General features: G+C 35.3%; 20 protein-coding genes. 7 read left to right on the plus strand and 13 right to left on the minus strand.

Annotated features, from left to right (window positions below; translation table 11 throughout):
* Positions 1 to 585 precede the first annotated feature (585 nt).
* From mce to K5X82_05335, 5 genes are all read left to right on the plus strand, one after another.
* Positions 586 to 996 (plus strand): methylmalonyl-CoA epimerase, encoded by a 411-nt coding sequence (mce, locus tag K5X82_05315; GenBank protein QZT38323.1) that lies wholly within the window; start codon positions 586 to 588, stop codon positions 994 to 996.
* A gap of 50 nt (positions 997 to 1,046) precedes the next feature.
* A complete protein-coding gene (locus K5X82_05320) occupies positions 1,047 to 2,606 on the plus strand; it encodes an acyl-CoA carboxylase subunit beta (GenBank protein ID QZT38324.1) in 1,560 nt (519 codons plus the stop codon).
* Between the two features lie 120 nt (positions 2,607 to 2,726).
* A complete protein-coding gene (locus tag K5X82_05325; protein QZT38325.1) occupies positions 2,727 to 3,098 on the plus strand; it encodes an OadG family protein in 372 nt (123 codons plus the stop codon).
* 26 nt (positions 3,099 to 3,124) lie between these two features.
* A complete protein-coding gene (locus tag K5X82_05330; GenBank protein QZT38326.1) occupies positions 3,125 to 3,553 on the plus strand; it encodes a biotin/lipoyl-binding protein in 429 nt (142 codons plus the stop codon).
* 63 nt (positions 3,554 to 3,616) lie between these two features.
* Positions 3,617 to 4,852 carry a sodium ion-translocating decarboxylase subunit beta gene (locus K5X82_05335; protein QZT38327.1) on the plus strand — a complete coding sequence of 412 codons (1,236 nt, stop codon included), beginning with the start codon at positions 3,617 to 3,619 and terminating at the stop codon, positions 4,850 to 4,852.
* 55 nt (positions 4,853 to 4,907) lie between these two features.
* On the opposite strand, the gene K5X82_05340 is transcribed toward K5X82_05335, so the two are convergent.
* From K5X82_05340 to K5X82_05390, 11 genes are all read right to left on the minus strand, one after another.
* On the minus strand, positions 4,908 to 5,345 hold the full coding sequence (locus K5X82_05340; protein QZT38328.1) for a transposase: 438 nt from the start codon (positions 5,343 to 5,345) through the stop codon (positions 4,908 to 4,910).
* Between the two features lie 561 nt (positions 5,346 to 5,906).
* Positions 5,907 to 6,776 carry a glycine betaine ABC transporter substrate-binding protein gene (locus tag K5X82_05345; GenBank protein ID QZT38329.1) on the minus strand — a complete coding sequence of 290 codons (870 nt, stop codon included), beginning with the start codon at positions 6,774 to 6,776 and terminating at the stop codon, positions 5,907 to 5,909.
* Positions 6,777 to 6,794: 18 nt separating this feature from the next.
* Positions 6,795 to 7,628 carry a proline/glycine betaine ABC transporter permease gene (locus K5X82_05350; GenBank protein QZT38330.1) on the minus strand — a complete coding sequence of 278 codons (834 nt, stop codon included), beginning with the start codon at positions 7,626 to 7,628 and terminating at the stop codon, positions 6,795 to 6,797.
* 6 nt (positions 7,629 to 7,634) lie between these two features.
* A complete protein-coding gene (locus tag K5X82_05355) occupies positions 7,635 to 8,876 on the minus strand; it encodes a glycine betaine/L-proline ABC transporter ATP-binding protein (protein ID QZT38331.1) in 1,242 nt (413 codons plus the stop codon).
* 492 nt (positions 8,877 to 9,368) lie between these two features.
* On the minus strand, positions 9,369 to 10,403 hold the full coding sequence (gene selD / locus K5X82_05360) for a selenide, water dikinase SelD (GenBank protein ID QZT38332.1): 1,035 nt from the start codon (positions 10,401 to 10,403) through the stop codon (positions 9,369 to 9,371).
* Positions 10,390 to 11,439: a tRNA 2-selenouridine(34) synthase MnmH gene (gene mnmH / locus K5X82_05365; protein QZT38333.1), complete on the minus strand. Its 1,050-nt coding sequence runs from the start codon at positions 11,437 to 11,439 to the stop codon at positions 10,390 to 10,392. The genes selD and mnmH overlap by 14 nt, the downstream gene beginning before the upstream one ends.
* A 277-nt stretch (positions 11,440 to 11,716) precedes the next feature.
* Positions 11,717 to 12,793 carry an efflux RND transporter periplasmic adaptor subunit gene (locus K5X82_05370; protein ID QZT38334.1) on the minus strand — a complete coding sequence of 359 codons (1,077 nt, stop codon included), beginning with the start codon at positions 12,791 to 12,793 and terminating at the stop codon, positions 11,717 to 11,719.
* 19 nt (positions 12,794 to 12,812) lie between these two features.
* Positions 12,813 to 15,962: an efflux RND transporter permease subunit gene (locus tag K5X82_05375; GenBank protein QZT38335.1), complete on the minus strand. Its 3,150-nt coding sequence runs from the start codon at positions 15,960 to 15,962 to the stop codon at positions 12,813 to 12,815.
* A 4-nt stretch (positions 15,963 to 15,966) separates the two neighbouring features.
* Entirely contained in the window at positions 15,967 to 17,325 is a 1,359-nt protein-coding gene (locus tag K5X82_05380; protein ID QZT38336.1) for a TolC family protein, read from the minus strand.
* A 328-nt stretch (positions 17,326 to 17,653) separates the two neighbouring features.
* A complete protein-coding gene (locus tag K5X82_05385; GenBank protein QZT38337.1) occupies positions 17,654 to 19,303 on the minus strand; it encodes an arylsulfatase in 1,650 nt (549 codons plus the stop codon).
* 88 nt (positions 19,304 to 19,391) lie between these two features.
* Entirely contained in the window at positions 19,392 to 20,348 is a 957-nt protein-coding gene (locus K5X82_05390) for a helix-turn-helix transcriptional regulator (protein QZT38338.1), read from the minus strand.
* Between the two features lie 310 nt (positions 20,349 to 20,658).
* Here K5X82_05390 and K5X82_05395 point away from each other — a divergent pair, with 310 nt between their 5' ends.
* Positions 20,659 to 21,717, plus strand: a complete 1,059-nt coding sequence (locus K5X82_05395; GenBank protein QZT38339.1) for a nitronate monooxygenase — start codon at positions 20,659 to 20,661, stop codon at positions 21,715 to 21,717.
* A 337-nt stretch (positions 21,718 to 22,054) separates the two neighbouring features.
* Positions 22,055 to 23,503: a transposase gene (locus K5X82_05400; GenBank protein ID QZT38340.1), complete on the plus strand. Its 1,449-nt coding sequence runs from the start codon at positions 22,055 to 22,057 to the stop codon at positions 23,501 to 23,503.
* 65 nt (positions 23,504 to 23,568) lie between these two features.
* Here K5X82_05400 and K5X82_05405 read toward each other — a convergent pair whose 3' ends face one another.
* Together K5X82_05405 and nspC are read right to left on the minus strand one after the other, a co-directional pair.
* Positions 23,569 to 25,092 carry a T9SS type A sorting domain-containing protein gene (locus K5X82_05405; GenBank protein QZT38341.1) on the minus strand — a complete coding sequence of 508 codons (1,524 nt, stop codon included), beginning with the start codon at positions 25,090 to 25,092 and terminating at the stop codon, positions 23,569 to 23,571.
* 321 nt (positions 25,093 to 25,413) lie between these two features.
* Positions 25,414 to 26,550, minus strand: coding sequence for a carboxynorspermidine decarboxylase (gene nspC, locus K5X82_05410; protein ID QZT38342.1), 1,137 nt, complete (start codon positions 26,548 to 26,550; stop codon positions 25,414 to 25,416).
* Between the last annotated feature and the right edge of the window lie 69 nt (positions 26,551 to 26,619).

Raw genomic sequence — 26,619 nt, forward strand, 5'->3', positions numbered from 1 at the left:
TCTTTCAGCATAACATCAGAAACCAAAAAGTGTTTTTATCTATTCTCAATTTCACACTCCTTAACGCGAAAGTTTTATTCTATTTAAATAAGGATTATTGAAAAAACAATCGATTAAATCCACGCTGCTTCCTCAATATTATTATACTTTTGTATACTATCAATTGGAATTGGCTACAGTGCTAATGAACTGTAATTATTCTGATCGGTTCAAGAATAAAGTAAGAGACAAATAAATTGAAGTGTGAAACAAAATGGTATTGCTACCCATCAAATAAAAGGCAATCAAACATGAGTCATTCTTATTGTGAGCCGCCCCAACTGTTCGACAAAAAGGCTCCTTTTCACTTATAAAATCGATCGGAATGATCGGAAGTGAACAGGAAAAGTGACATTTTTTTTCAGTCTGATTCACGAGTATATTTATTTGTAAAAACACATTGAGAAGCGCTGTTTTAGAACATAACTAAAACAGACGAATCTCATATATTAGAACACTGTTTAATTAATTTTTGATACTTACATTTACACCACTTTTAAACAAGACGTGTAAGCGTCGGTATCGAACCAAAAGGTTATTTGAATTATGAAAGTAAAGCAAATCGAGCACATTGGAATTGCTGTAAAAAGTCTAGATGAAACAATTCCTTACTATGAAACACTTTTAGGAACTAAGTGTTACAACATCGAAGAGGTAGCAGAGCAGAAAGTACGTACTGCATTCTTCAAAGTAGGTGAAGTTAAAATTGAATTACTTGAGTCGACAGATCCAGAAGGACCTATCGGTAAATTCGTAGAGAAAAAAGGTGAAGGCATACACCATATTGCTTATGCAGTAGACAATGTAAACGAAGCACTTAACGAAGCAGAAGAGAGTGGTCTTCGTCTAATCGACAAGACTTCTAGAAAAGGTGCAGAAGGTCTTGACATCGGATTCCTACATCCAAAGTCAACTCACGGAGTACTTACAGAGCTTTGTTGCGAGGGTGATAAATAATCAGTTACTTTTGAATATCTATACCCAATAGATTCAAAAAACCTAACATCATGAACAATCAAGATAAAATCAGAAAGTTAATTGAATTGCGCAATGAAGCACGTATGGGCGGAGGCGAAGCAAGAATTAACAAACAGCACGAACAAGGAAAGATGACTGCAAGAGAACGTATCGAAATGCTTGTCGACGAAGGAAGCTTCGAAGAGCTAGATATGTTTGTCACACACCGTTGTACTAATTTTGGAATGGAAAAGACCAAATTTAAGGGAGATGGTGTAGTCATTGGACATGGAACAATAGATGGTCGCGTAATTTATGTTTACGCACAAGACTTTACAGTCTTTGGTGGTTCTCTTTCAGAGACCATGGCAAATAAGATTTGTAAAGTGATGGATATGGCCATGAAAGCAGGAGCTCCTATCATCGGTATAAACGACTCGGGGGGAGCAAGGATTCAAGAAGGGGTTACCGCACTAGCTGGTTATGCCGAGATTTTTGAGCGTAACATTTTAGCTTCAGGGGTTGTTCCTCAGATCTCTGCCATTTTTGGACCATGTGCAGGAGGTGCAGTTTATTCCCCAGCGCTGACTGATTTTATCATGATGACAGAGGAGAACTCTTACATGTTTGTTACTGGTCCCAAGGTTGTAAAGACTGTGACGGGTGAAACCATTACAGTGAATGATTTAGGCGGGGCCAATGTACACTCTTCAAAGTCAGGTGTTTCACACTTTAAAGTGGAATCAGAAGAAGAGGGATTAATGATGATACGTAAATTGATCTCTTATCTTCCACAAAATAACTTTGAGGAGGCTCCAATAACAGAGTGTTCTGATCCTATAGACAGATTAGAAGATAACTTAAACGATATCATTCCTGCCAATCCAAATATGCCATATGATGTCAAAGATATCATTTATGCTATTGTGGATGAGAGCGAATTTTTAGAGATTCATCGCAATTATGCACGTAATATCGTCGTTGGATTCTCTCGTTTGGCAGGACAATCAGTTGGTATTATTGCCAACCAGCCTAACTTCTTGGCTGGAGTACTAGACTGTGATGCATCGCGTAAAGCAGCACGTTTTATTCGTTTCTGTGATGCATTTAATATCCCACTACTTACATTAGTAGATGTTCCTGGATTCCTACCTGGATCAGGTCAAGAGTATGCAGGTATCATCAATCATGGTGCTAAATTAATGTTTGCGTACGGTGAGGCTACTGTTCCTAAGGTAACAGTAACCCTTAGAAAGTCATATGGTGGAGCACATTGTGTGATGAGTAGCAAACAACTAAGAGGTGATTTCAACTATGCATGGCCATCGGCAGAGATTGCTGTGATGGGAGCTAAAGGTGCCATCGAGGTACTTGAAGGAAAGAATGTTCGTAAGATTGAAGATGAACAGGAGAAGTTGGATTATGTCCAAAAGAAAACAGATGAGTATGAAGATGCTTTTGCAAATCCATACCAAGCTGCATCTTATGGATATATAGATGATGTGATCGAGCCACGTAATACTCGTTTCCGCATTATCCGAGCTTTGCAAAGCTTACAAACAAAGAAGGTGACAAACCCTCTTAAAAAGCATAGTAATATTCCATTGTAATCAGTCATAAAGTGATCTCTCTTCTCTTGTTATTGTGTTTGCATGAACAAGAGAAGGGTAATTACATTTTATGATGGAAATCGATTTTGAAATCATTATTCAGGTAAAATAGTTATAGCCATGAACATACTTTCGATTACCTCACAAACATGGATCATTACATTGGTTGGTTATTTTGTAGTTTTCCTTGTTCTTGTAACACTTATCTTCATTTTTGGGTGGCTTATGCCTCTTATACTTAAAAAGATGAAGAAGAAACCTAAAAAGAAAATGGTTCAATCAGCATCTGGAGAAGCGACTGAATCTACTGATTGTAGTGATGAGGATATCACTGCAGGTGAATCTGCAGCCATTGCGATGGCTTTACATCTCTTCTTAAACAGTCAACATGACGAAGAGAGTAATGTCATTACCATCAAGAATATCAAACGAAGATATTCACCATGGAATTCCAAGATTCATAGTATGAATAACACGCTAGATAGAAGATAAGTTGTCGGGACACAAAACAGTTAATCATGAGAAAATTTAAATTTACCATCAACGGTAGTAAATATAACGTATCAATAAAAGATCTTGAAGGTAACATTGCCAATATTGAAGTCAATGGAACTCCTTACGAGGTAGAAATAGACCAAGAGGTAAAGGTGCAAAAAACACCTAGACTTGTTCGTAAGAGTGTTGTAAACACGATCAATGATAGTGCGATCCTAAAGAAGAACACAACTGTCTCAGGATATAAAGTAGAAGCTCCTCTACCTGGAAATATCTTTAAACTTAAGGTTAAAGAAGGAGATAATGTTAAAAAAGGGGATGTCTTAATTATCCTTGAGGCAATGAAGATGGAGAATAACATCCTATCGGAGAAAGATGGAGTAGTTAGCAAAATCCACGTCAATGAGGGAGATGCCGTACTTCAGAATGATGTAATTTTAGAGATCCAATAATAATACCGACGTGGTTATTATTAGACTGTGAAGATCCATTGATTTACAAAAAATCTTTTAACGATGAAAAAAATTCTCACAATCATTGGTGCGGTGTCTATTATACTTACCGTACAATTATGTTTTGGTGCAGATGGAAGTGCTTTCCAAGAGAGTACTAGCGGTGCATTAGAAGGGTTAAAGACTTTCTACAATTTTACAGGCTTTGCCAACTTTGACCCATTGAATCTTGTGATGATCATTGTTGGACTTTTCTTCCTTTTCTTAGGAATAAAGTACGACTTCGAACCATTACTATTGGTTCCTATTGGAACAGGTATTATTATTGGTAATATCCCTTTCCTTCCAGGTAATAATATTGGTATTTATGAGGATGGTTCTGTTTTGAGCTATCTATATTTTGGAGTTAAGAACGGTATCTATCCACCTCTTATCTTTTTAGGTATTGGAGCGATGACAGATTTCTCTTCCTTAATTTCCAATCCGAAACTAATGTTATTAGGTGCAGCAGCACAAATTGGGGTATTTGGAACATTCTTAGGTGCAGCAGCATTAGGTTTCACAGCTCAAGAGAGTGGTGCTATTGCTATTATTGGTGGTGCTGATGGTCCTACAGCTATCTTCTTGTCAGCAATGCTGGCTCCACATATGATGGGTGCCATTGCTATTGCAGCATACTCGTATATGGCATTGGTTCCAGTGATTCAGCCGCCAATTATGCGTCTTCTAATACCTAAGAAAGAACGTACGATCAAGATGAAGCCACCAAGAGCCATCTCTAAAACAGAGAAGATCTTATTCCCTATCATTGGGCTTATCTTCACTACTTTTATTGCTCCATCAGCAATACCTCTTTTAGGAATGTTATTCTTTGGAAACCTTCTGAAAGAGTCAGGCGTAACAGAACGCTTGGCAGACACAGCACGTAACTCTCTAATTAATATTGTTACTATTCTTTTAGGAGTAACAGTTGGAGCCTCAACACAAGCACAATATTTCCTTACAACAGATTCATTAAAGATCTTTGTATTAGGAGCGATTTCATTTGTGATAGCAACAGCAGGAGGATTATTATTTGCACGTTTGATGAACCTATTCTTGAAAGGTGATAATAAGATCAATCCACTTATTGGAGCTGCAGGTGTTTCTGCCGTACCAGATAGTGCAAGGGTAGTACAAAACGAAGGTTTAAAATCAGATCCGAACAACCACCTGTTAATGCATGCAATGGCACCTAACGTAGCTGGTGTAATTGGTTCTGCAGTGGCTGCAGGTATCCTATTGGCATTCCTTAAGTAATAGTCTTAGCCAACTATAATTGGGATCGATCCTATTTTAGGATAAGTACCAAGGATTAAAATATTAAAGCGAAATACAATCTCAAAGAGAAGTATTTCGCTTTTTTTATTTTATCATATTCAAATGAACTATTGTTAAATAATGCTGAAGCAAGTCTTAGTAAACCATATTTGAATAATGAAAAAGCTTTACGTCCATGTGATTTAATTTGGATATTCTTATGTTTCTCGTTTATATCATTTCCAGCTAAACAAGACCATATATAAGCTATCATTATCATAGAGAGTAATTTTGAGATTCTTTTCAAATCTTTAAGATGTGTGTTTTCCATATTCAAACCACTAGGCTTTAATGCCTTGAATATTGTTTCGATTTGCCATCTTTGTTTGTAATCTGAAAATAAACGTTCTTGTCTATTGAAAGATGCAATGATGAGATATTCGATCTGGTTCGTTTTGGGGTCATACAGTTTTAGACCAGAAAGGTAAACCAAGTTATTGCCATGATAAACAAGTTTCGGATACTATATTATTTCACTGATGATCAGTGAAATAAACAACCAGAACTTATCTCTTTCTCTTATTTCTTGTCATGTACTAAGAATTTACTTACAAATTGATCCCACAATAAAACTTTTAGATGTGTACGTATCCTTCGACAAAAAGACTTAAATATTCATGACACGAGAGTGACACATTGGTATCTCCTTAACTTTTTTAAAATGAATGCTTCATTATAGCCAAGGTACCTAAAGTTATCATAGGAGAAGGAAAAATGATTACACTACCAATGAGCTAAGAAAGAACAGTAAGAGACTTCACTCTATTATAGTAAAGCCGTTTTATTCCCATGGTTGAGAAATATGTTCGTATGTAAGACTCCATAATTTACCGGAATTTATGAAGAGAGATTGTAGATTCGTAATTCAAGTATGTTGAGAAAGCCCAAGTTAAGTATTCCAACTATTGCACTAAAAAAAGGGTAAAAACCGAAGTTTTCACCCTTTTAATAAAATATAGGATAATATAAAGGCCGTAAGAGACAATCACGACCTCTATTTTTTAAGCCAAGATTTCACAAGTTCTTGATGGTTTTTCACCCAAGTTTTGGCTACTTGAGTTTTGTTATCGCCATCTTCCATATCATTCATCAAATCAGATATTTGCTTATTAGTCAACTTAAAAGCCTTAAAGAAACTTGCCAATTCAGGATTATCTTTTTGAAATCCTTTTCGACCATATGTCATTACTTTCTCCTTTTCTCCATAATATTTCTTTGGATCTTCAAGGAACTTAAGATCAAAACGACCAAACATCCAATGAGGTGCCCATCCACAGAAGACAATCCACTCTTTTTTACTAATCGCTTTTTTTACTTCAGTAAACATTGCTACAGATGATGAATTAATTTGTTTAAAATTCAACCCATAGTCAGCAATTACTTTCTCCGTTTTTGCTGTAAGACCTGCACCTTTTTCAATACCGATAATCTTACCTTCGAATTTATCTCTATTTGCATTTAACTCTTCAATGCTATTCACAGGAACATAAGCCGGCACTACGAGTCCAAGTTTTGCTTCATCATAAGTTGTGCTAATATATTCCAGCTTATTTTTAAATTTTGCTATTTTTTCTTTGTGTGTCACTGGCATCCAAACATCCATAAATACATCAATATCACCTAACGACATAGATGCAAATATTAGATCAACAGCAGCATTTTTCATCTTGACATCATAGCCTTGCTCTGTAAGAATTTCTTTTGTAATATATGTCATTGCAACACCTTCAGCCCAACCATCAACATAACCTATGACGATCTCTTTTTTTGCATCTGATGTTCCGTTATTTTTTTTACTTGTACACGAGACAAAAAGTATTAAACCCGTTATTACGAGTATCGATAATTTTTTAATGCTTTTCATTATAATTGATTTTTGGTTTTATTTCTTTTTAGAAGCAGCAAAAGATTGTGTGATACGATCAAGTATTATAGCAAGGATTACAACTGCTAAACCACTTTCAAATCCTAAGCCAATATCTAGATTATTAATTCCTTCAAGAACTTTCTCTCCTAAGCCGCCAGCAGCAATCATACCTGCAATTACGACCATAGATAGCGACATCATAATAGTTTGATTCACTCCAGCAAGTAGTGAGTTCTTGGCTAATGGCAGCTCTACTTTCATTAATACTTGCATTGGTGTAGCACCAAAAGATTTAGCGGCCTCAACGACTTCTGGTGAAACCTCTTTTATACCTAAAGAAGTTAGACGAACAGCTGGTGGCATAGCAAATATAATGGTAGCGAAAGCACCTGGTAATTTCCCAATGCTAAAGAATAGTACTGCTGGTATTAAATAGACAAAAGCAGGCATGGTTTGCATTAAATCTAATATAGGCCTTACACTCTTCTCTACAGAACTCTTTTTCGCACTAATAATACCTAGTGGAATTGCTATTATCAATGCCACAACAGTAGATATTAGCACCAAAGCCAAAGTCTGCATTGTTTCAGTCCAAAATCCCATACTGTATATAAACAGAAATCCGAGACCTGTTATTAGTGCTACACTCTTACCTCCTTTATACCAAGCAACTGCAACAAAAAGAGCAATAACAACATAAAAAGGAAAAAATAAAAGCAGATTCTCAAAACCTTCAATAAGGCTATTTCCATTATCTTTAATTACATCAAATACAGAACCAAAATGTTCAGTTAACCACATCACAGCATTCTCAACACTTGATCCGATATTAAAAATTCTTTGTTCCATAAATAATTATATTTCTTGAGCTTCTTCCTGAAGGATTTCGATCTCTTTAGAGTTGTATTTTGTAGATTCGATGATTAATGATGTCTGGGTAACAATTCCTAATAATTTACCGTTCGCTTCATCAACTACAGGTAAAGGAAAATGTGTATCAGCAATAAGAGGTAACATCTCCTCTACAGTAAAATGAGGATAAACACTTGCCACGTTAGATTCGATAAAACTGGTTAATGATAAGTTGCTATCTTTTAAAGCTCGTATCACATTTCTTAATCGAATAAACCCAACGAACTGTAGCTTTTCATCCACTACAGGTAGTGCTGAAAGTCCTTTTTGACGCATCTTATGAATTAGACTTTGCGGGCCATCCTTCTTTAACTGAGCTACATCATTATTTTTAAACATGAGCGTTTCAGCGGAGATAACACATTTACGATCTACTTTTTCCACAAAAGCTTCCACATATGGTGTTGCTGGTGAAGTCAAAATATCTTCAGCAGTTCCTACTTGCTCAATGACACCATCTTTCATAATGGCAATGCGATCACCAAGCTTTATGGCCTCATCCAAATCGTGCGTAATAAACACAATCGTCTTCTTCAATTTATCTTGAAGGTCCAATAACTCATTCTGCATCTCTGATTTAATTAAAGGATCTAATGCAGAGAATGCCTCATCCATCAGAAGAATTTCAGGATCATTGGCCAAAGCTCGAGCTAGTCCAACTCGTTGTTGCATTCCTCCTGATAATTCAGATGGTAGCTTATCTTCGAAGCCCTGCAATCCAACATTTATAATTGCATCATGAGCTATTTTTAATCGTTCTTCTTTTTTTATACCTTGGAGTTCTAGTCCAAACGCAACATTATCAACAACCGATCGATGAGGTAACAATCCAAATTTCTGGAATACCATTGTCATTCCTTTTCTTCGAACTTCTCTCAAATCTTGTTGATTCATCTTAGTAATAGAATCTCCATGAAATATAACATCTCCAGATGTTGGGATATTAAGCAAATTCAAACATCTAAGTAATGAAGATTTTCCACTTCCAGAGAGTCCCATAATAACAAATATCTCTCCTTCATAAATCTCAAGTGATGCATTATTAACACCGATAGTTGCACCTGTTTTCTTCAGAATTTCACTTTTTGTAATACCCTTTTTAAGTAGTGCTAATGCTTCTTTTTTATTCTTTCCAAATATTAGATTTAGGTCTTTTACTTCTATCTTAATATTAGATTCTGGCATATTATTTTTTTGATTTCATTAATTCAATCGAAGGCAAAAGACATTAAATGTTCGACGCGACATGTAACAACTATAAGTATCCCCCAAATTGATTTAAGACAAATATAAAGCAAAGATTTCAACCATAAAAACAGGATTTTACATATATATCCAGATCAAATGGTATAATACACCATGAATTTATGTTCTATACGACACATTAAATATATACACACAAAAACCTTATTATCAATGTATTACGCACACAAACCCACAACACAAATATCGTTTCTAAGAAATGCATTTCAGAGCATTAATTAAGAGTTCTCAAAGAGTCATTTAATAACAATAAGTTAATATTAGAAGAACGTACATGAGCCTATTTTATCCCAAAAGAATCAAACGAACAAAAAAAGGTGTAACCAATTTCTTGCGAAATATTGGTTACACCTTTACAAATATTTGAATTTATGCCCCTATTAAAATTTAAGAGGCAGGAATTTTATCTAATGATTACTCCTTTACGTGAACCACATATTCAGAGGTAGGGATTGTTTGTCCAAAACATATTGGATCCCATCCATATCTCTTTGCGACTTCGAAGAATTGCTCCTCCTGGTCAGGTCTTACAGCAACCAATAATCCTCCACTTGTTTGGGGATCACAAAGAACACTTTTCTGCTCTTCAGTTAGAGGAGATATCTTATCCCCATAACTATCAAAATTACGGTGTGTCCCACCAGGAAAAGTTTTAAGATCAATATACTTCTGCAAACCATCAATTAATGGCACCTTCGACATACTAATCTCAGAACTCATACCAGAGCCCTCACACAACTCTTTCAAATGCCCTAAAAGACCGAAACCTGTAACATCAGTCATTGCCGTTACGCCCTCTAATGTCCCTAATTCAGCACCAATCTTATTTAATGTGATCATTGAATTTCTCGCTTTGAGTCGATCCTCTTCATCAAGTAGGCCCTTTTTTTGAGCAGTACTTAAAATCCCAACACCAAGAGGCTTTGATAAATATAGATTGCATCCAACTTGGCCAGAAGCATTCTTTTTTATCATATTCTTCTTTGCTATTCCCGTTACAGCCAAACCAAATATTGGTTCAGGACCATCAATACTATGTCCTCCAGCAATTGTAATTCCTGCTTCTTTACAAGCTTTTCTAGCACCATTCATTACTTTTGCGGCCACAGATGTATCCAACTGTTTGGTTGGCCAACAAAGGATTGCTAACGCCATCAAAGGCTTGCCACCCATCGCATAGATATCGCTAATGGCATTGACAGAGGCAATGGCTCCAAAATCCTCCGGATCATCCACTATTGGCATAAAGAAATCTGTCGTAGAGATAATAACATTATCATCATCTATTTCATATACCGCAGCATCATCTAAAGTACCATTTCCAACTAATAGCTTAGGATCAAGATGAGAGGTTGGAACTTGATCTAAAATCTCTTTTAACACCTTTGGTGCAATTTTGCATCCACACCCAGCACCATGTGAATATTGGGTTAACTTAACACACTCCATATATTTGGTCGTAATTTGTTTCTATCTCTTCAATTAATATTCTGGCATGATCGTCAGAAGAGGTGTTTGGCAAAACTTTTGTGAAAACATGCTTTTTATCCTTCATCTGATCACGACTATATTCATATGTTTTGTCATAATACTCTAACAAAAGGTCTGCCACCACATCGAAATCACCGCTTTCATAACAAGATAAAATATGATCTTTACGTTGATGTCCTAATCTTTTCACTAAATTGTTTATTGCACCTTTCATCTTATCAGTATCCAAACGACTGTAGTCTTTAACCAACTGTTTTACACGATATTCACGAGTCATCTCGATAACCAATAAAGCACAGTGATTCATTCTTTCCCAAAAAGGATCTGGAAGAAAAACCCTTCCGATGAATTTACTTTCTCCCTCAACCCATACAGGCTTGGAAGGATCAAGTAATCTCACTTTTTGGTAAAGGTCATTTTGAAACTGCTGAGTTGAAGGTTGACTCTTTTGTCCAATTCCACCAAAGGCAGATCCTCGATGAGATGCCAATGCCTCAAGATCAATAATTTGACTTCCACTTTTTTCTAGATGATGAAGAATATCTGTTTTTCCACTACCTGAGAATCCTTCAAGTACGATTAGCTTTGGTAACTGATCTACATGTTCCAAAAGATGACTTCGATAAGCTTTGTAACCACCGGTTAAAACATAACATTTAATCCCTACTTTCTCGAATAACCATGCCATAGACTGTGACCGCATTCCACCTCTCCAACAATGGATCAGGATTGTATTATCTACAGCCATTTTCTTTGCTCTCTTAGCCCAAACAGACATCTTAGGACCAACAAATTCAAGCCCCTTTAAAACAGCCGTATCTTTACCTTGCCTCTTATAAATCGTTCCGACCTTCGCCCGCTCATCATTATCGAATAGTGACATATTCACTGCATTTGGAATATGTCCTTCTTCAAATTCTCCAGGCGATCTCACATCAATGATAGGATATTTCTCTGACTTTACTAAAAACTCTTCTGCGCTTATTAATTCCATGTAAATACTATTTCTCTTAATATGTAAGCAGCATCTTCATGTCGAGCAGTCTTGTCAAACAAATAGTGTCTGACATAAGGCCATCTCAGCTTGGAGATTGTTCTGATAAGATAAAAGTAGTATAAAAAGCATGTAGAATAAAATTATCAAATACTAAAATATTTTCATTACATACAGCAAAACAAGAATCCCCTACAAATGGGAACTAAATAGTTCCCAATGTAGGGGCACAAGAGAAATAGTCATCAACAAACATGACAACAACTAAACTATAAGACTACCGTGCATATTGTATTTCACTTCCTGCAGGGATCTCTTCTGATCCTCTGACTAATAGTATATCTTTATCAGACAACTCTCCAAATATTTCTACAGAATCGTTATTCACAACCCCCATTTTCACATCTATCCATTTGGTTCTTTTATCAACTACTGCCACGACAAATTGTTCTTTCATAGTGGTTACAACAGCACTCATGGGAACCATGAATCCTTTATATCCTTTGAACATATTCAATTCTCCTTTTGCATACATTCCAGGAAGCAATTGAAGTGAATCATTTTTGAATCGATATTCCCATTTTTCGGTTCTTGACTGTGCGGATATGATATTTGATTTTCTAGAAAATGGTGCTTTAAATTGTTTTCTCCTTATACTCTCTGTACTAAAAGTGATCGAATCTGTTGAAGGGGTGTCTTTGACATATAATTCTGGCATATTAAAATGAAGACGTAACACAAAAGGGTTGTCAATGGTTAAAATGACATCTTGTTTATTGCCTCCAACAAAATCACCAACATTTAATTCTCGACTTGTAACTACGCCATCAAACGGAGCACGTATCTCAAGGTATTGTTCCATCTCCCGATACAAACGAGTTGAAGCCAAAGCGGCCAAATACAACTCTTTAGATGACAGCATCATGTTTTTAGCTGTTATAAGTTGAATTTGAGAAACAGCCCCTTCTAAGGAAGAAACGTTCTTGAAACGTTCATACTCCTCCTTTTTAATTAAATAATGCGATTTTGCTTCTTTTTCATGTGCTTTCGCTTCAAGTAGTTTTGCATTCATTTCAGGCGCATCCACGACAACAAGCAGTTGCCCTTTTTTAATAAAATCACCTATATCCACTTTCAACAATTTAATATAACCAGGAATTTTTGCTCTTATTTTTGCCTGCTCCAATGAACTTAACTCTACAGGAATTGATATATTGTATTTTATCTTTTGACGCTTTAATTCGAACACCTTGTGTATTTTCTCCTCTTTTGTAGGTTCTATTGATTGCTTCTCATTGCAAGCGAAGACAATGAAGCTTAACATTAGTGTTAAAACAGTTAATCTGGATTTCATGCCGTATATTTTTTTCGAATCATTTCGATGTATTATTAATGTAATATCGACTCTGTATATCTTCAGGGTCTAGCGATTCACTCTGATATTTTATATTTGCAACAAATTGTTGATATACAATAGGCAAAAAGAGCAACGTTCCAATCATAGAAAAGAAAAGCCCACCCAATACTGCAACCCCTAATGGAGCAACTTGATCCCCTCCTTCACCTAATCCTAATGACATAGGCAGCATTCCTGCAATCATTGCAAATGAAGTCATTAGAATTGGACGCAATCGGTTTTTTGCAGCATTAATCGCAACATCTTTACCGTGATATTTTCGGATATTTTCAGCATCTGTAACAAATAATACTGCATTAGATATTGCAACACCAATTGCCATAATAGTACCCATATATGACTGAATATTTAAACTATTTCCAGTCATCAATAGAAATAAAAGTGATCCACCAATAACAAGTGGAACAATAGACAGAGAAACGAGTGATATACGAAACGATTGAAAACTTACTGCTAGTAACAACAAGATAACGACAATAGCGATCAGTAGACCTTGTTTTAATTCGGACATTGTTAATCCAAGCAGATCAGCTTGCCCTCTTGTTAACACTTTCACCCCTTTAGGTAGTTCACCGACTCTTTTAATGGCTTGATCTATTTGACCAATAACATGACCTAAATCTGAATTATGAATATTTGCCGTAATTGTAATAAATCGTTGTTGATTTAAGCGATCATACTCTGCAGGAGAAACTCCCGTTTTAACCGTTGCTACATCTCTAACATAAACTTTCTCATCGTGATTATTCTTTACTGGAACTGAGGCCAACGCTTTTATACTCTTCATTTGATATTGTGGAAACTCTACCTGTACTTGATAAGCAACTCCAGAGATAGGATCTCTCCAATAGTTCGGTTTGGTAAAACGCGAAGAGGAGGTTGCTGCCACTAGAGATTTTGATATTTGATCCGTCATGATACCCATTTTACTCGCTTTTACACGGTCTATAGATATTTTTATTTCGGGATAATCAAGTCTTGTTGCAATCTGGACATCTCTCAATGACGGAATTTTATCCATTTGATCTTTTACCTTTCTTGCAATATCCATTGAACCCTGTAAATCCTTTCCTAAAATGGTGATTTCAATGGGGTTTGTTGAACCAAGGTTCATTACTTGATCTACAAGATCTCCAGGTTCAAACGATAGTACTGCATCTGGATATTTCACTTTAAAACGATTACGCAACTCCTCTTTAAGAACTTCAATTGGATAGTCTGTACCTTTAACTAGATTTATCTTTGTAACCGACTCGTGAGGACCACTAGTCCACAAGTGGATAAGGTTAACAGGAAAACTTGAAGGCTGAGTTCCAATAAAGGATGAACTAATATCGACTCTATTTTCACCTACAATCTCATCAACAGTAGTCAATAATGATTTCGTAGCTATTTCTGTCGTTTCAATCCGAGTCCCTGAATCTAAACGTAGCCTGACTTGGAGCTGCCCTGCATCCACTTTTGGAAAAATATCCACCCCTATAAGCAAACCACTAGAAAGAAGAATGATTAAGGTAATAAAGAATAGTACCACCAATGATCTCTTCTTATTTTCAATAGAGCGAGTCAGTCGTAATGCGTAATTAGCCTTCAAGGATGAAAACCTACTACTCTCACTTTTCGTATGATCTATCTTCTTCATAATCCACACAGCCATTACAGGGACAAAAGTCATCGACAACAAAAACGATGCAATCATAGAGAAACCTACAGCTAGGGACATCGGCATAAACATTCCTTTTGGAACTCCAGACATAAATAGAGCTGGAGCAAAGACAGATAAGATGGAAAATAAAATCAAGAGTTTAGGTATTACAATTTCCCTACACCCATGCAAAATAGCAAGAGCCTTACTTTTCCCCATCTCCATATGTCTATGAATATTTTCAATCGTCACTGTCGCTTCATCCACGAGTAATCCTACTGAAAGCGCCAACCCTCCAAGTGTCATAATATTAATTGTTTGCCCCACGATACCTAGACATATTACACTCGACAAAATTGCAATTGGAATAGTTAAAACAACAATCAGTGCCCCTCTTCGATCTCCTAGGAATAGAAGTATCATCAAACCGGTCAATAAAGCACCAAGCAGCCCTTCAAAAGCGACACTTTTTAAGGAATTTATTACATATCCCGATTGGTCAAATTCATATGAGACTTTAATATCTTCAGGAACGGAGGCTTGCATTTCTGGTAATGCTCTTTTCACATTCTTCACCACTTCCCATGTCGATGCATCTGCTCTTTTCGTTACGGGAATATAAACAGACCTTGCACCATTTACCAAAGCATAACCAGTAGTTATATCTGTACCAACACGAACATTTGCAACATCTCCAAGAAAAACAGTCGGTCCCTCATCTGCACTTAGAGGTATCTTCTCAAAATCACTCACTTTCTCAATTACAGAGTTTTGTGATGCAATCAACATCTTGTCTCCGATACCAATATTACCCGCTGGTGAGATTCTATTAGACTGTGCAAGTCGATTCACTATTTCATCTGGAGTCAAGTTATATTTTTGAACTTGAGAAGGATTAAGTTTTACGACAACGGTTTTCGCACTACCACCAAATGGAGGCGGTGCTGAAACTCCTGGCAGCGTAGAGAACATCGGACGAACTTTAAATAATGCAAGATCGGCTATCTCTCCTAATGTTCTAGTATCTGATGAAAAAATGAGTTGTCCTACAGGTACACTACCTGCATCAAAACGAGTGATAAATGGAGGGACGGTTCCTGGAGGCATAAAGGCTCGAGACCTATTAACATATCCCACAATTTCTGCTGCAGCTTGGCTCATATCAGTCCCTTCATGGAAAATAACTTTAATTAAAGCATTTCCTTGAACAGATTTTGATTCAACCGATTTTACTCCGGTCACATACAAAAAGTGATACTCATAGTAGTTCGTAACAAAAGACTCCATCTGTTCTGGAGACAAACCACCATAAGGCTGAGCAACATATATTGTTGGGGATCCAAAAGAAGGAAAAATATCAACCTTCATCTTTTTAATGGAGAGGATCGAGAAGAAGACAACTGCTAAAATTGCCACAAGTACGGTTATGGGCTTTCTTAAAGCCCCTTCAATTAATTTCATATCCTTAAAATTCTATGGTAAAGATGGAAAGATCTCCTTGGACCAACGATAATTCTAAAAGTGCTTGCCAAGCATTGATATAGACACTATTTTTCTGCATCTCAACATTCAACAAATCATATTGAGATGCAATCAACTCCGTGTAGTCAGATAACCCATTTTCGTATTGTAGAAGCGTGGTATTATATGCTTTAAGATAAGCCTCATATTCAATTGGAAAACCTTTAGCTATAACTATCGACTTTCTATATTTCGATCTAGCAACTCGATCTCTAAGTTGTAAATTATTCAATAAAAGCTCTTTTTCTTGTAACTCTTGTTCAAGAGCAAAACTTTCGTAAGAAATTCGATTTTTCTTCTTTAAGAAATCGGACAGGGAGAGAGATAGCTGTAATCCAACCCCATAATTGGTGTAAGAAAGTTGGAAACCATGAGAAGGATCAACGGTTCCATCATACATAAATCCGGAGCCCCTACTACCAAACATGCTCCATAGTTCAATATCAGGAGTCCATGATTTTTTTGCTATTTTTACTTGCTGAGAATGATATAGTATTGATTTATCCGAAGCGATTATACTAGGAGAATTAATGATGTCACTTTTTATATTTCTGCTATTGGGCAAGCTCTTCACAAAGAATTTCTCTGGTTCTATTGAATCAACTTTACTTCCCAAAAAGGATACTAACCTTGTATAATTAGAATCAACAATTTTTGATATTTCCATTGCTTCTCTCTTCGCTTTAGCAAGCTCTCCTTGAAACTTAAACCGATCCACCTCTGAAACTAAACCTTCATCATAAAGCCTAATCGATTTCTTTAAAAGAAATTCATTTCGTTCTACATTATTTCTCATCACATCAAGCTGTTTTTCGGCTCTTATTAACTCCAAATAGTAGAATGCGACGCTACCTTGAATTTGTATCTGTTTGTCAAGCAGCTCATACTCCTTCATCTCAACAAGATTATTTGCTCCTTTTACCATTGCATTTCTTTTTCCAAAAGTGTAAGGAGACCACTTCATGTAGATTCCAGCAGAAGAACCTATCGATCCATCATATGATGGATCTTGAACAGGAGGACCACTGATACCTATAGAAGTAGATGAATTATTCATACCTGTCACATTATTTGCTGTGGCATAATTAACATCGTATGATACATCAACATCAGGCAGAAAATTATCCTTCTTCATATCAAGAGAACTTCTAGCCATATTCAATTCGGCTTGTTTAGCAAGAATTTCAGGATAGTTATTCTCGGTATATTTCATTAACGAAACTAGACCTTCCTGAGAATATGCAGAGGTCATTTTCAAACACAATGAACAGAACAGCAACCCTTTTTTTATCATTTGACTCATCTGAACTATATTTTGTAATTAGTTTAATTGTCGCTTAGAAGACATATCGTCATCTACTTTAACTACTTACAAACATACCCTTCGACAACCACAACCTATGGCACAAATGAAACAATAATGGACATTAACATCTTTTAAACCCACCCAAGCCAAAAACACTGAAACACAGTAAAATACAAAATACAATCCTATTATTCCCATACAAATACACAAATAATTTTCATGGTATAATTGAATCATTTTTGGGGTAAATGAATTAATTTTCAGAAAAATAAAAGAGCCATTAATCTTTAAGATCAATCGCTCTTTTCAAATATTTCACTAGTTTCTATAGATAATCGATAATTCCAACCTCCTCTTTATACTCTTTCCATTTAATCAATAAATCTTTAACAATATCAGGATGAGATCTAGAAATATCAATTGTTTCACTCGGATCGTCTTTCAAATTATATAACCTCCAAATATCATCTCCGTAATGCATTGCACTCCCAATATTTGTCAACTTATAATCTCCACACCTAATATATCTAGTCCCAAATATTTCATGAGCAACAATATAACCTTTTGCATGAGGACAATCTCTTTCTCCTTCAAAATACTGTTTTAATGAAACACCTCTATCTGCAATTATTGTGTTCCCTTCATACTCTTTGGGAGACTTAACTCCTGCGAGATCTAATATAGTAGGTTTCACATCCATACTTGTTATCAGCTCTCTCTTTATCCTTCCTTGTCCTTCTACTTTGGGACCCATAATTATAAATGGTGTATTCACACCTCCTTCTCCGCTAGTCGTTTTTACATAATGCTTGGGCATATTAGTAGCTTGTGCAAAGCCATATTCAATTGAAGCAAAAGAACCTATCTTACCCATATTATTATACGACAGATTAAACCCATCCAAATATGCCATATCATCAACTAATTTTGAGTAGAAATCATGCGATTTTGGATTAGACCCATTGTCTGAAACAAATATAATATATGTATTCTCCAGCTCTTTACTCTTCTCTAGAAAGGAGATTACTCGGCCTATTTGGTCATCCATATATTCAATCATACTTGCATATAGTTCCATCGATCGAGAAAGGTATTTTTGTCTATCTAAAGGTAAATCATTCCATCTCTCATAATTACGATGCTCATCTGGCACTTTTGAATTAGAGGAAGCAACTCCCGAATTAACTGCTCCTCTTAATCGTTGTTGAGCTAAGACATCATAACCTTCATCGTACACACCTTTATATCTATTCAACCACGCATCAGGCACTTGTACAGGATCATGAGGAGCAGTATAAGCGAGATATGCAAAGAATGGTTTACCTGACCCACTATTCTCCCTCAAATATGACAGCATCTTATCCGTATAATTTTTTGATGAATAGAACCCTTTAGGTAACGAGTCCAATAACATATCATCTTCCACATATGGTAATGGATCATCCCTTCTCATTAACCCTCTTCGATCACTAAAATGAGAGCCACCACCTTTTAAAAGACTAAATGAATGATCAAAACCTCTATCAACCGGCCAATGACCTTTATCATCTCCTAGATGCCATTTCCCTGACATCATTGTTTCGTATCCATTCAATTGTAGTATTTCAGGAATTGTCGTAATATCCTCACTCAATACACCAGCATATTCAGGTGCCCCATTTTGCTTATCATACGTATAGACCTCTTCCATAGTTCCCATACCTGCTTCATGATTATCACATCCAGATAGCAGCATACTTCTTGATGGAGCACAGAGTGCGGAAGTATGAAAATTGGTATTTATAACTCCCACAGCTGCCAATTTATCTATATTGGGAGTTCGTATTTCACTACCAAAGCAACCAAGATCTGAATACCCCATATCATCAACTACGATTACTAGAAAATTTGGTCTATTATTTTTCCGTTTTGCAAAAACACCTAATGTCGACAATATCAATAATAAAACAGATAGCCTTATTTTATATCCCTTCATAATTTCTCATTTAAAAATTCTGGGTACAAAATTAAAGCAGTTGTCAGACGAAAACTTGAACAAAAAAATAGATTACTTGAATAAAAAGTTACAATTTCTCGATATAATCTCTAGGAGACACACCATATTTCTTCTTAAACTCTCTAGAAAAATGTGGTAGGTCTGAAAAACCGCAACGATAAGCAATATCCTGCAAAGAATAGTCACTAGACAGCAACATAGACCTTGCGTATTGTAGTCTATAGTCTTGATAATACTTCATTGGGCTTCGTCCAAAATATGCTTTAAAATGCTTCTTTAATGACATTGGAGACATCCTATACTTTGATGCTAAATGGTCTAGGGACCATCGACTCTGAGAGAGGTCACAAATATCATTTTGGATCTCTAACATTCGATCCAATAAATTACCTGAAGGATCATATACACGAGAACGTAAGTTCGTCTTCGACCGTCTAACGATATACTCTAATGATATAAAGAAAATTGAACGCAATAATGAATCAGAGATCCATGGTTGAAGTTCTGTTGTATAAGACTTCCGATTTGATAGAATCGATCTTAATGATGGTAGATCCAGTAGATTATCCACATACAAAAGCTTAAGATCGTCCAATACAGACAATACGCCATATAACGAAAGATTTTTAACAGCCTCATACTTAATTAAGAATGTAATATGTGACACTTTTTGTGTTTTACTAACATCGACTATATAACCATACTGACTATGCATTATGGTAAGGCTCTTTTGAGAGTGAAGTTTCAAAACTGCACTATCGTCATTCCCTATTTCAATATTCTGATGATAAAGTGTCAATACATACTGAACATCATAGGACTTACCAAACTCAATCATCACTTTTTGTTGGGAGCTATGTTGATCAATATCAAACACAATTGCTTCAATCCCAAAATCAAGAGAATAAAACGAGATGATGCCATCTGCCAATTCAAGAACTGAATCGGTTATTCTCTTTGCTTGAAAAAGATTACACAAGATGTCTTTGTGTGATTCAAGAGAGTTAATCGTATATCGCTTCATCCAACTAAACTTTACATTCATTAAGTATAACCATCAAAATTATATTACAGTTTAAAATACACAACAATTATTCCACAAGTTTTTATCAAAAGAACCACTTAGTTTTTTACATGTTTTCACACCTTCATTTTACCAGAAGCCAAACCGAAGACCGATTTACTCATTTGGTCTATTTTCGAACAAAAAGTATCATTTGTTTACTATATATTATCATTTTCACATTTAATGTAAGAATTAACACATCCTCACCTATCTTTTTTCTTAGCTTCGCAAGTAATATATTCACTTAATTAAATACTCATAAGCAATAATGAAATCGTTAAAAATTGGGAACCTTGAGATCCCTGTACCTATTATCCAAGGAGGAATGGGAGTTGGGATATCTTTATCTGGACTAGCATCAGCAGTAGCAAATGAAGGTGGTGTTGGTGTAATTTCAGCAGCAGGCTTAGGCTTAATCCACAAAGAAAAGTCGTTAGACTACGTAAAAGCAAGTATTGAAGGCTTAAAAAAAGAGATCCGTACAGCCAAAGAGAAGACCATCGGTGTAATTGGAGTCAATATTATGGCTGCACTAACCAACTTTGAAGACATGGTTAAAACAACCATTGCAGAAAAAGCAGATATTATTTTTGCTGGTGCTGGTTTACCTCTTGATCTTCCAAAATATTTAAAGCCTGATAGTATTACTAAATTAGTGCCAATTGTCTCTTCTGCTAAAGCAGCAAGAATCATAGCACAGAAATGGATTACAAACTACAATTATGTACCTGACGCTATCGTTGTTGAAGGACCTAAAGCAGGAGGACATCTTGGATTCAAAGCCAACCAGATTGAAGATAATAATTTTTCTCTAGAAGAGATTATCCCCAATGTGGTAAAAGAAATCATGCCGCTACGATCTAAATACAATAAAGCTATTCCAGTTATTGCTGCTGGAGGTATTCATACGCAAGATGACATACAACGTATCATGGAGCTTGGCGCAGATGGAGTTCAACTCGGAAGTCGATTTGTAACGACATATGAATGTGATGCCGATGATAAATTTAAGCAAGAGTATTTAAAAGCGGATGAATCAAATATTGAAATCATTCAGAGTCCAGTAGGTATGCCAGGGAGGGCCATTAAAAACTCGTTTATTGACAAGGTAAAAGAAGGGTTGAAATCTCCAAAGAGCTGTCCTTTTCATTGTATTCGAACATGTAAAGTAGAGAAGAGTCCATATTGTATTATTTCCGCTTTATATAATGCATATAAAGGGAATCTAAAAAATGGTTACGCATTTGCCGGAAGCTATGCATATAAAGCCAAACAACTCATCTCTGTGAAAGACCTATTTAAAGAACTGACACAAAAAAGTAACTAGTCACAAATAAGCATTACAGGTTATCCTGTGATAAAATAGTAATAAAAAAAGAAGTCTACAGGTTCTAACTTGTAGACTTCTTTTTTATATCTCCATAATTTAATCAAAACAGAGAGAGTCTAATAGACAAATGTAACCAGATGCAATAAAGCTATCATGTCATTTGATGCTGCCATTGTCATGAACACAACAGCAAACGGACTCATGTAACATTATTATAGGCTGATGTTTCCCATGTAGGCTAATATCCTGATTTACAGCATAAAAAGAAGCATGTTTATTTTGGTAATTCATTAATTATCAGTAAATTAATGTTGTTCCAATAACCAAATAAATCATGCTTCAGAATAAAAGTACAAAAGTTTTTTCAGAGACACACAGTTTTTTTAGCTCAAGTGAAAAAGGAATTAATCGAATTATTAGCCTTTACAAGTTACTCAACTTAGGGCAATTGAAATTAGGAGTTAAGGAATTACCTCAGTCTACTTACTTCAAAAGTGACATACTATTAGGCTTACTACTTTTCCCAATTTTCTCTATCCCTAATATTTATAGCTACAGTAAGCATTATCTATCAGAGATGTTAGAAGCACAAAAGAATACATTCTATCGATTTAAAAATAACAGCCAGATAGATTGGCGTACTATTGTTTCATCATGTAATAATAAACTCTTTGGTCAAATAGCCAAGAACTCTCACTCTCATGACTGCAATCAAGCAGAAAGATGCTTAATTATTGACGATACTGATTTTGAAAAGTCTACCTACAAAACCGAACACGTTAGTAAAATATGGTCGCATGTAACCCATCGTTATATGTTTGGATTTAAAGGATTATTTCTAGGTTTATGGGATGGTAAAAGCTATTTTACATTGGACTTCTCTCTACATAAAGAAAGAGGGAAGAATAAAAAGACTCCATTTGGACTCACTGCCAAACAACGTAAAAAACAGTTCTCAAAGAAACGATCAACAAAGAGTAATGGGTTTAACCGAGAGAAAGAACTCGTTATTGATAAAATAACGATGGCAAAAGAGATGATGGTAAATGCTATTAAACAAGGAATTACAGTAGATTATATACTTATGGACAGTTGGTTCTTCTGTGACTCAATATTAAAAACTGTGATCTCTAATGGTATGCATCTTGTTGCAATGGCTAAGATGTCTAGTGCTAAATATTCTTTCAAAGAAAAAGAATATAGCACCAAAGAACTTGCTCTCTTACTTAAACAGCGAAAGAGAGTAAAATGGGTAAAGTCACTTAGTCTATATTGTGCAGAAATCACAGTGAAATATAAAGGTACAGAAGTAAAACTATTCTTTTGCAAGAATAGTAAGCGAGGGAAATGGCATTTATTGGTATCCTCAAATACAAAGCTGAGCATAGAGAAAGCTTATCAGATATATAGTATTAGATGGAGTATTGAGGTCTTTTTTAAGGAATCAAAGAACTATTTTGGTTTAGGAAAATCTCAATCGAGTGATTTTGATGCTCAAATAGCAGATCTATCTGTAGCTATTATTGAGTTTAACGTTTTTAGTTTAGCAAAAAGGTTCGAGGCATATGAGACGCTAGGTGGAATCTTTGCTCATGTAAAAGATCAAGGAATGGAACTTGTAATAATACAACGAATCTGGGGTTTTATCCTCGAATTGATGAGGACTCTCGCAGAAATCATCGATAGTAATTTTAATGAACTGATAATCAATATGCTTAAAAATAAACCCGAAAATAATAGATTCTTTAGACTCATTGAATCAATGGTTTATGAACCTGAATAAAGACATGGGAAACATCAGTTATAGGTAAATAATATAATGGGAGTTTTCTCAACTCCCATTATAATTTATCTATTGACGATTATTTTTTTCTTAGCAACCTTACCATTCTGTAATTTTATATTCAACAAGTAACTTCCTTCATCTAATGTTGAGATATCAATTTTAGAAGAGAGAATCTTTAATTGCTTTACTTTTCTACCAACTAAATCATAAACTTCAACGACCTTAATTTGTGAATCTTTTGACTCAATATTTAATACTCTTGAAGAAGGTATAGGAAAAACATTTATCTCATTACCATTGGTCATCTGCTCAGCAACACCAAGAGCATCTGTCTTCTCACCAAAAACACGATACTCATATGCATGTGTTGAGTTTCCTGCAATGTATCCAGTACTAAGAGAAGTAACATCTGTTGTTAAACGAATATATCTCGTAATACAACTTCCTTTTGTAAATTGAAAATTGGTTTTAAAACCACTATCAAAAACCTTCGATTCATAGAGTGTCTTCCAACTTGATTTATCCTGACTTACTTCAACATGCCATGAGTCATAGTTACTACCTTCAATAGAATTTATCGGAGTGCTCATATATATCTGTGAGATATCATAGTTTCCTTCTAAATCAATTGTATACTGTAATGCTCCACGCTGTTTCAGTGGTACAGGTGAATTAAAATTTCCATCAATCAATCGGTCAAAATCAAGATCACCTGTTCTATCAATGACTGATTTACCTGTTGCAACATTCTCTTCATTATTCTTACCATATACAGCAAATCTGTCGATTGATCTAATATAATTATCTTTAACTGGAACAATTTTAAGATATCTACACTTAAATGGCGACAAAGCAATATTAAAACTTGAATGTTTATCTAAATCATATGCTAACACTTGTTCTTGTACAACCCAATCCTGCATATCATCGCTTGAATAAATCGTCATTAACAGTTTTCCATTCATCTTGTAGATATTAGAACTATATGTATGATATGTGATATAAAGACTAGTTATATCATATGCTCTTGATTTTAAATCAACGACAAGATAGGGGTCTGAATCAACACTATAGTTCCAATCATAACGATAACTTTGTCTTCCTATTAATTTATCTAATTCGTCAATGGAAGTTGAACCTAACACAATATCCGCATCATTACTTATAGAGATATCACTTCTATCAACTACTCTTATTTTCTTTATCACCTCTTTTTCATCGTGACCAACAGTATAAAAGAAATGCAAGTCAGTTTCACCAACAACCTTCTTAGCAATAATTTTCAGTGTATGAGTCGAACCACTAGTTTCCACTACTGCTTCAGCTATAGACAAATCATCCACAACGACTCTTAAATTACGTACACTACTCTTAATCATCTCAGGAATATAGATTGAGATATATTTTGTAGGAACATAGGTATGCCTAATTTCAATAACATTTCCAGATAGAGCCAAATGAACTACTTCATTATTATTGGCAGCGATACTGTTTTTCATCCCTGTCACCATCACTAATAGACATAATAAAATTAAGGGAAAGTGAACCCTTAATCTATTCGTCATACATTGTAAAAATAAACTCATAAGTTCTAATTTTTAATTAGCTAATTCATTTCATATTAACAAAACATAATTTTACAAATATTCTACATCTTAACAATATTTACGATGTTAATAAATTAACAATTACACCAGTATATAAACAATATTACGCAGACACAATAATCATTCTCCACAACATAAAAAAGCAGTAATTGCTTTGAGCGATTACTGCTTTATCTATTAGGGAACACTTAATTAACCTGACGGCAGTATTTCGATATTTACAACTAAGCAAACAACTCATTATCAACAATATATACTTCTGATATTATCGATCAATCGACATCGGGTTAATAGTATGATTTATGACATCCTATTCTTATAATCTTCATAGGAGAATCTTCGAAGGAGTTGTAAATGACCACTCTTCTCTTCCAAAAAAAGATCAGGATGTTTTACGCCATTGAAGAAAGTTGTTTTTACTGTAGTGTAATGGATCATATCTTCGAAAACAATCTGATCTCCAATTTCAATTGGTTTATCAAACCACCAATCTCCAATATAATCTCCTGCCAAACAGCTATTACCACCCAATCGGTAAACAAAACCATCTTCAACCATCTTTATTGAAGCTCCTCGAACAATAGGTTGATATGGCATCTCAAGACAGTCAGGCATATGAGCTGTAAATGAAACATCTAAAATTGCAGTCTGTACACCTCCTTGATCTATAACATCAACCACATTAGACACAAGAACACCTGTTTCCCATGCGAAAGCACTACCTGGTTCCATATAAACCTCAACATTCCACTTCTGCTTAAATCGCTGTATCAATGCCACAAGGTGATCGACATCATAATCTTTATGAGTAACAAGGTGTCCTCCACCCATATTAACCCATTTCAATTGAGGCAGATAATCATGGTAACGACCTTCAAATGCATGAATCGTCTTCTCTAAATCATATGAATTCGACTCGCATAATGCATGAAAATGCAAACCTTCAACACAACTAGGCAACTCCTTTGGCATTACGAGTTCTGAGATCCCAAGTCTAGATCCATTCACACACGGGTTATATAGATCTGTTTCCACAGGAGAAAACCCAGGGTTAACTCGTAAACCTATCGAGATATCTTGCGTGTGATCAATACAATTTTGATAAAAACGATTTAGCTGATCTATAGAGTTGAAAATAACATGAGAAGAGTGTAATAATACTTCTGAAAAATCTCTCTCATTATATGCTGGGGAAAAAGTATGTGATAAACCGCCTAAGCACTCATGACCTAACCTTGCTTCCCAAGGGCCACTTGCAGTACATTCCTTTATATATGGAGTCAACATCGAAAAAGATCTCCATAACGAAAAAGCTTTTAATGCGAGTAAAAATTTTGCACCACTTCTTTGTTGCACATCACAAATACGAGAAATATTCTTCTCAAAACGTTCCTGCTCAAGAATATATGCAGGATAATCCACATCATATTTTTTCATTCTCTCAAACTTAAAATTCAAATCCTATACTTACCTATAAATAGGAACCTGAAGATCCATATTATAATT

The organism is Prolixibacteraceae bacterium, assembly GCA_019856515.1.
GTDB classification, from domain to species: Bacteria; Bacteroidota; Bacteroidia; order Bacteroidales; family Prolixibacteraceae; genus Halosquirtibacter; species Halosquirtibacter xylanolyticus.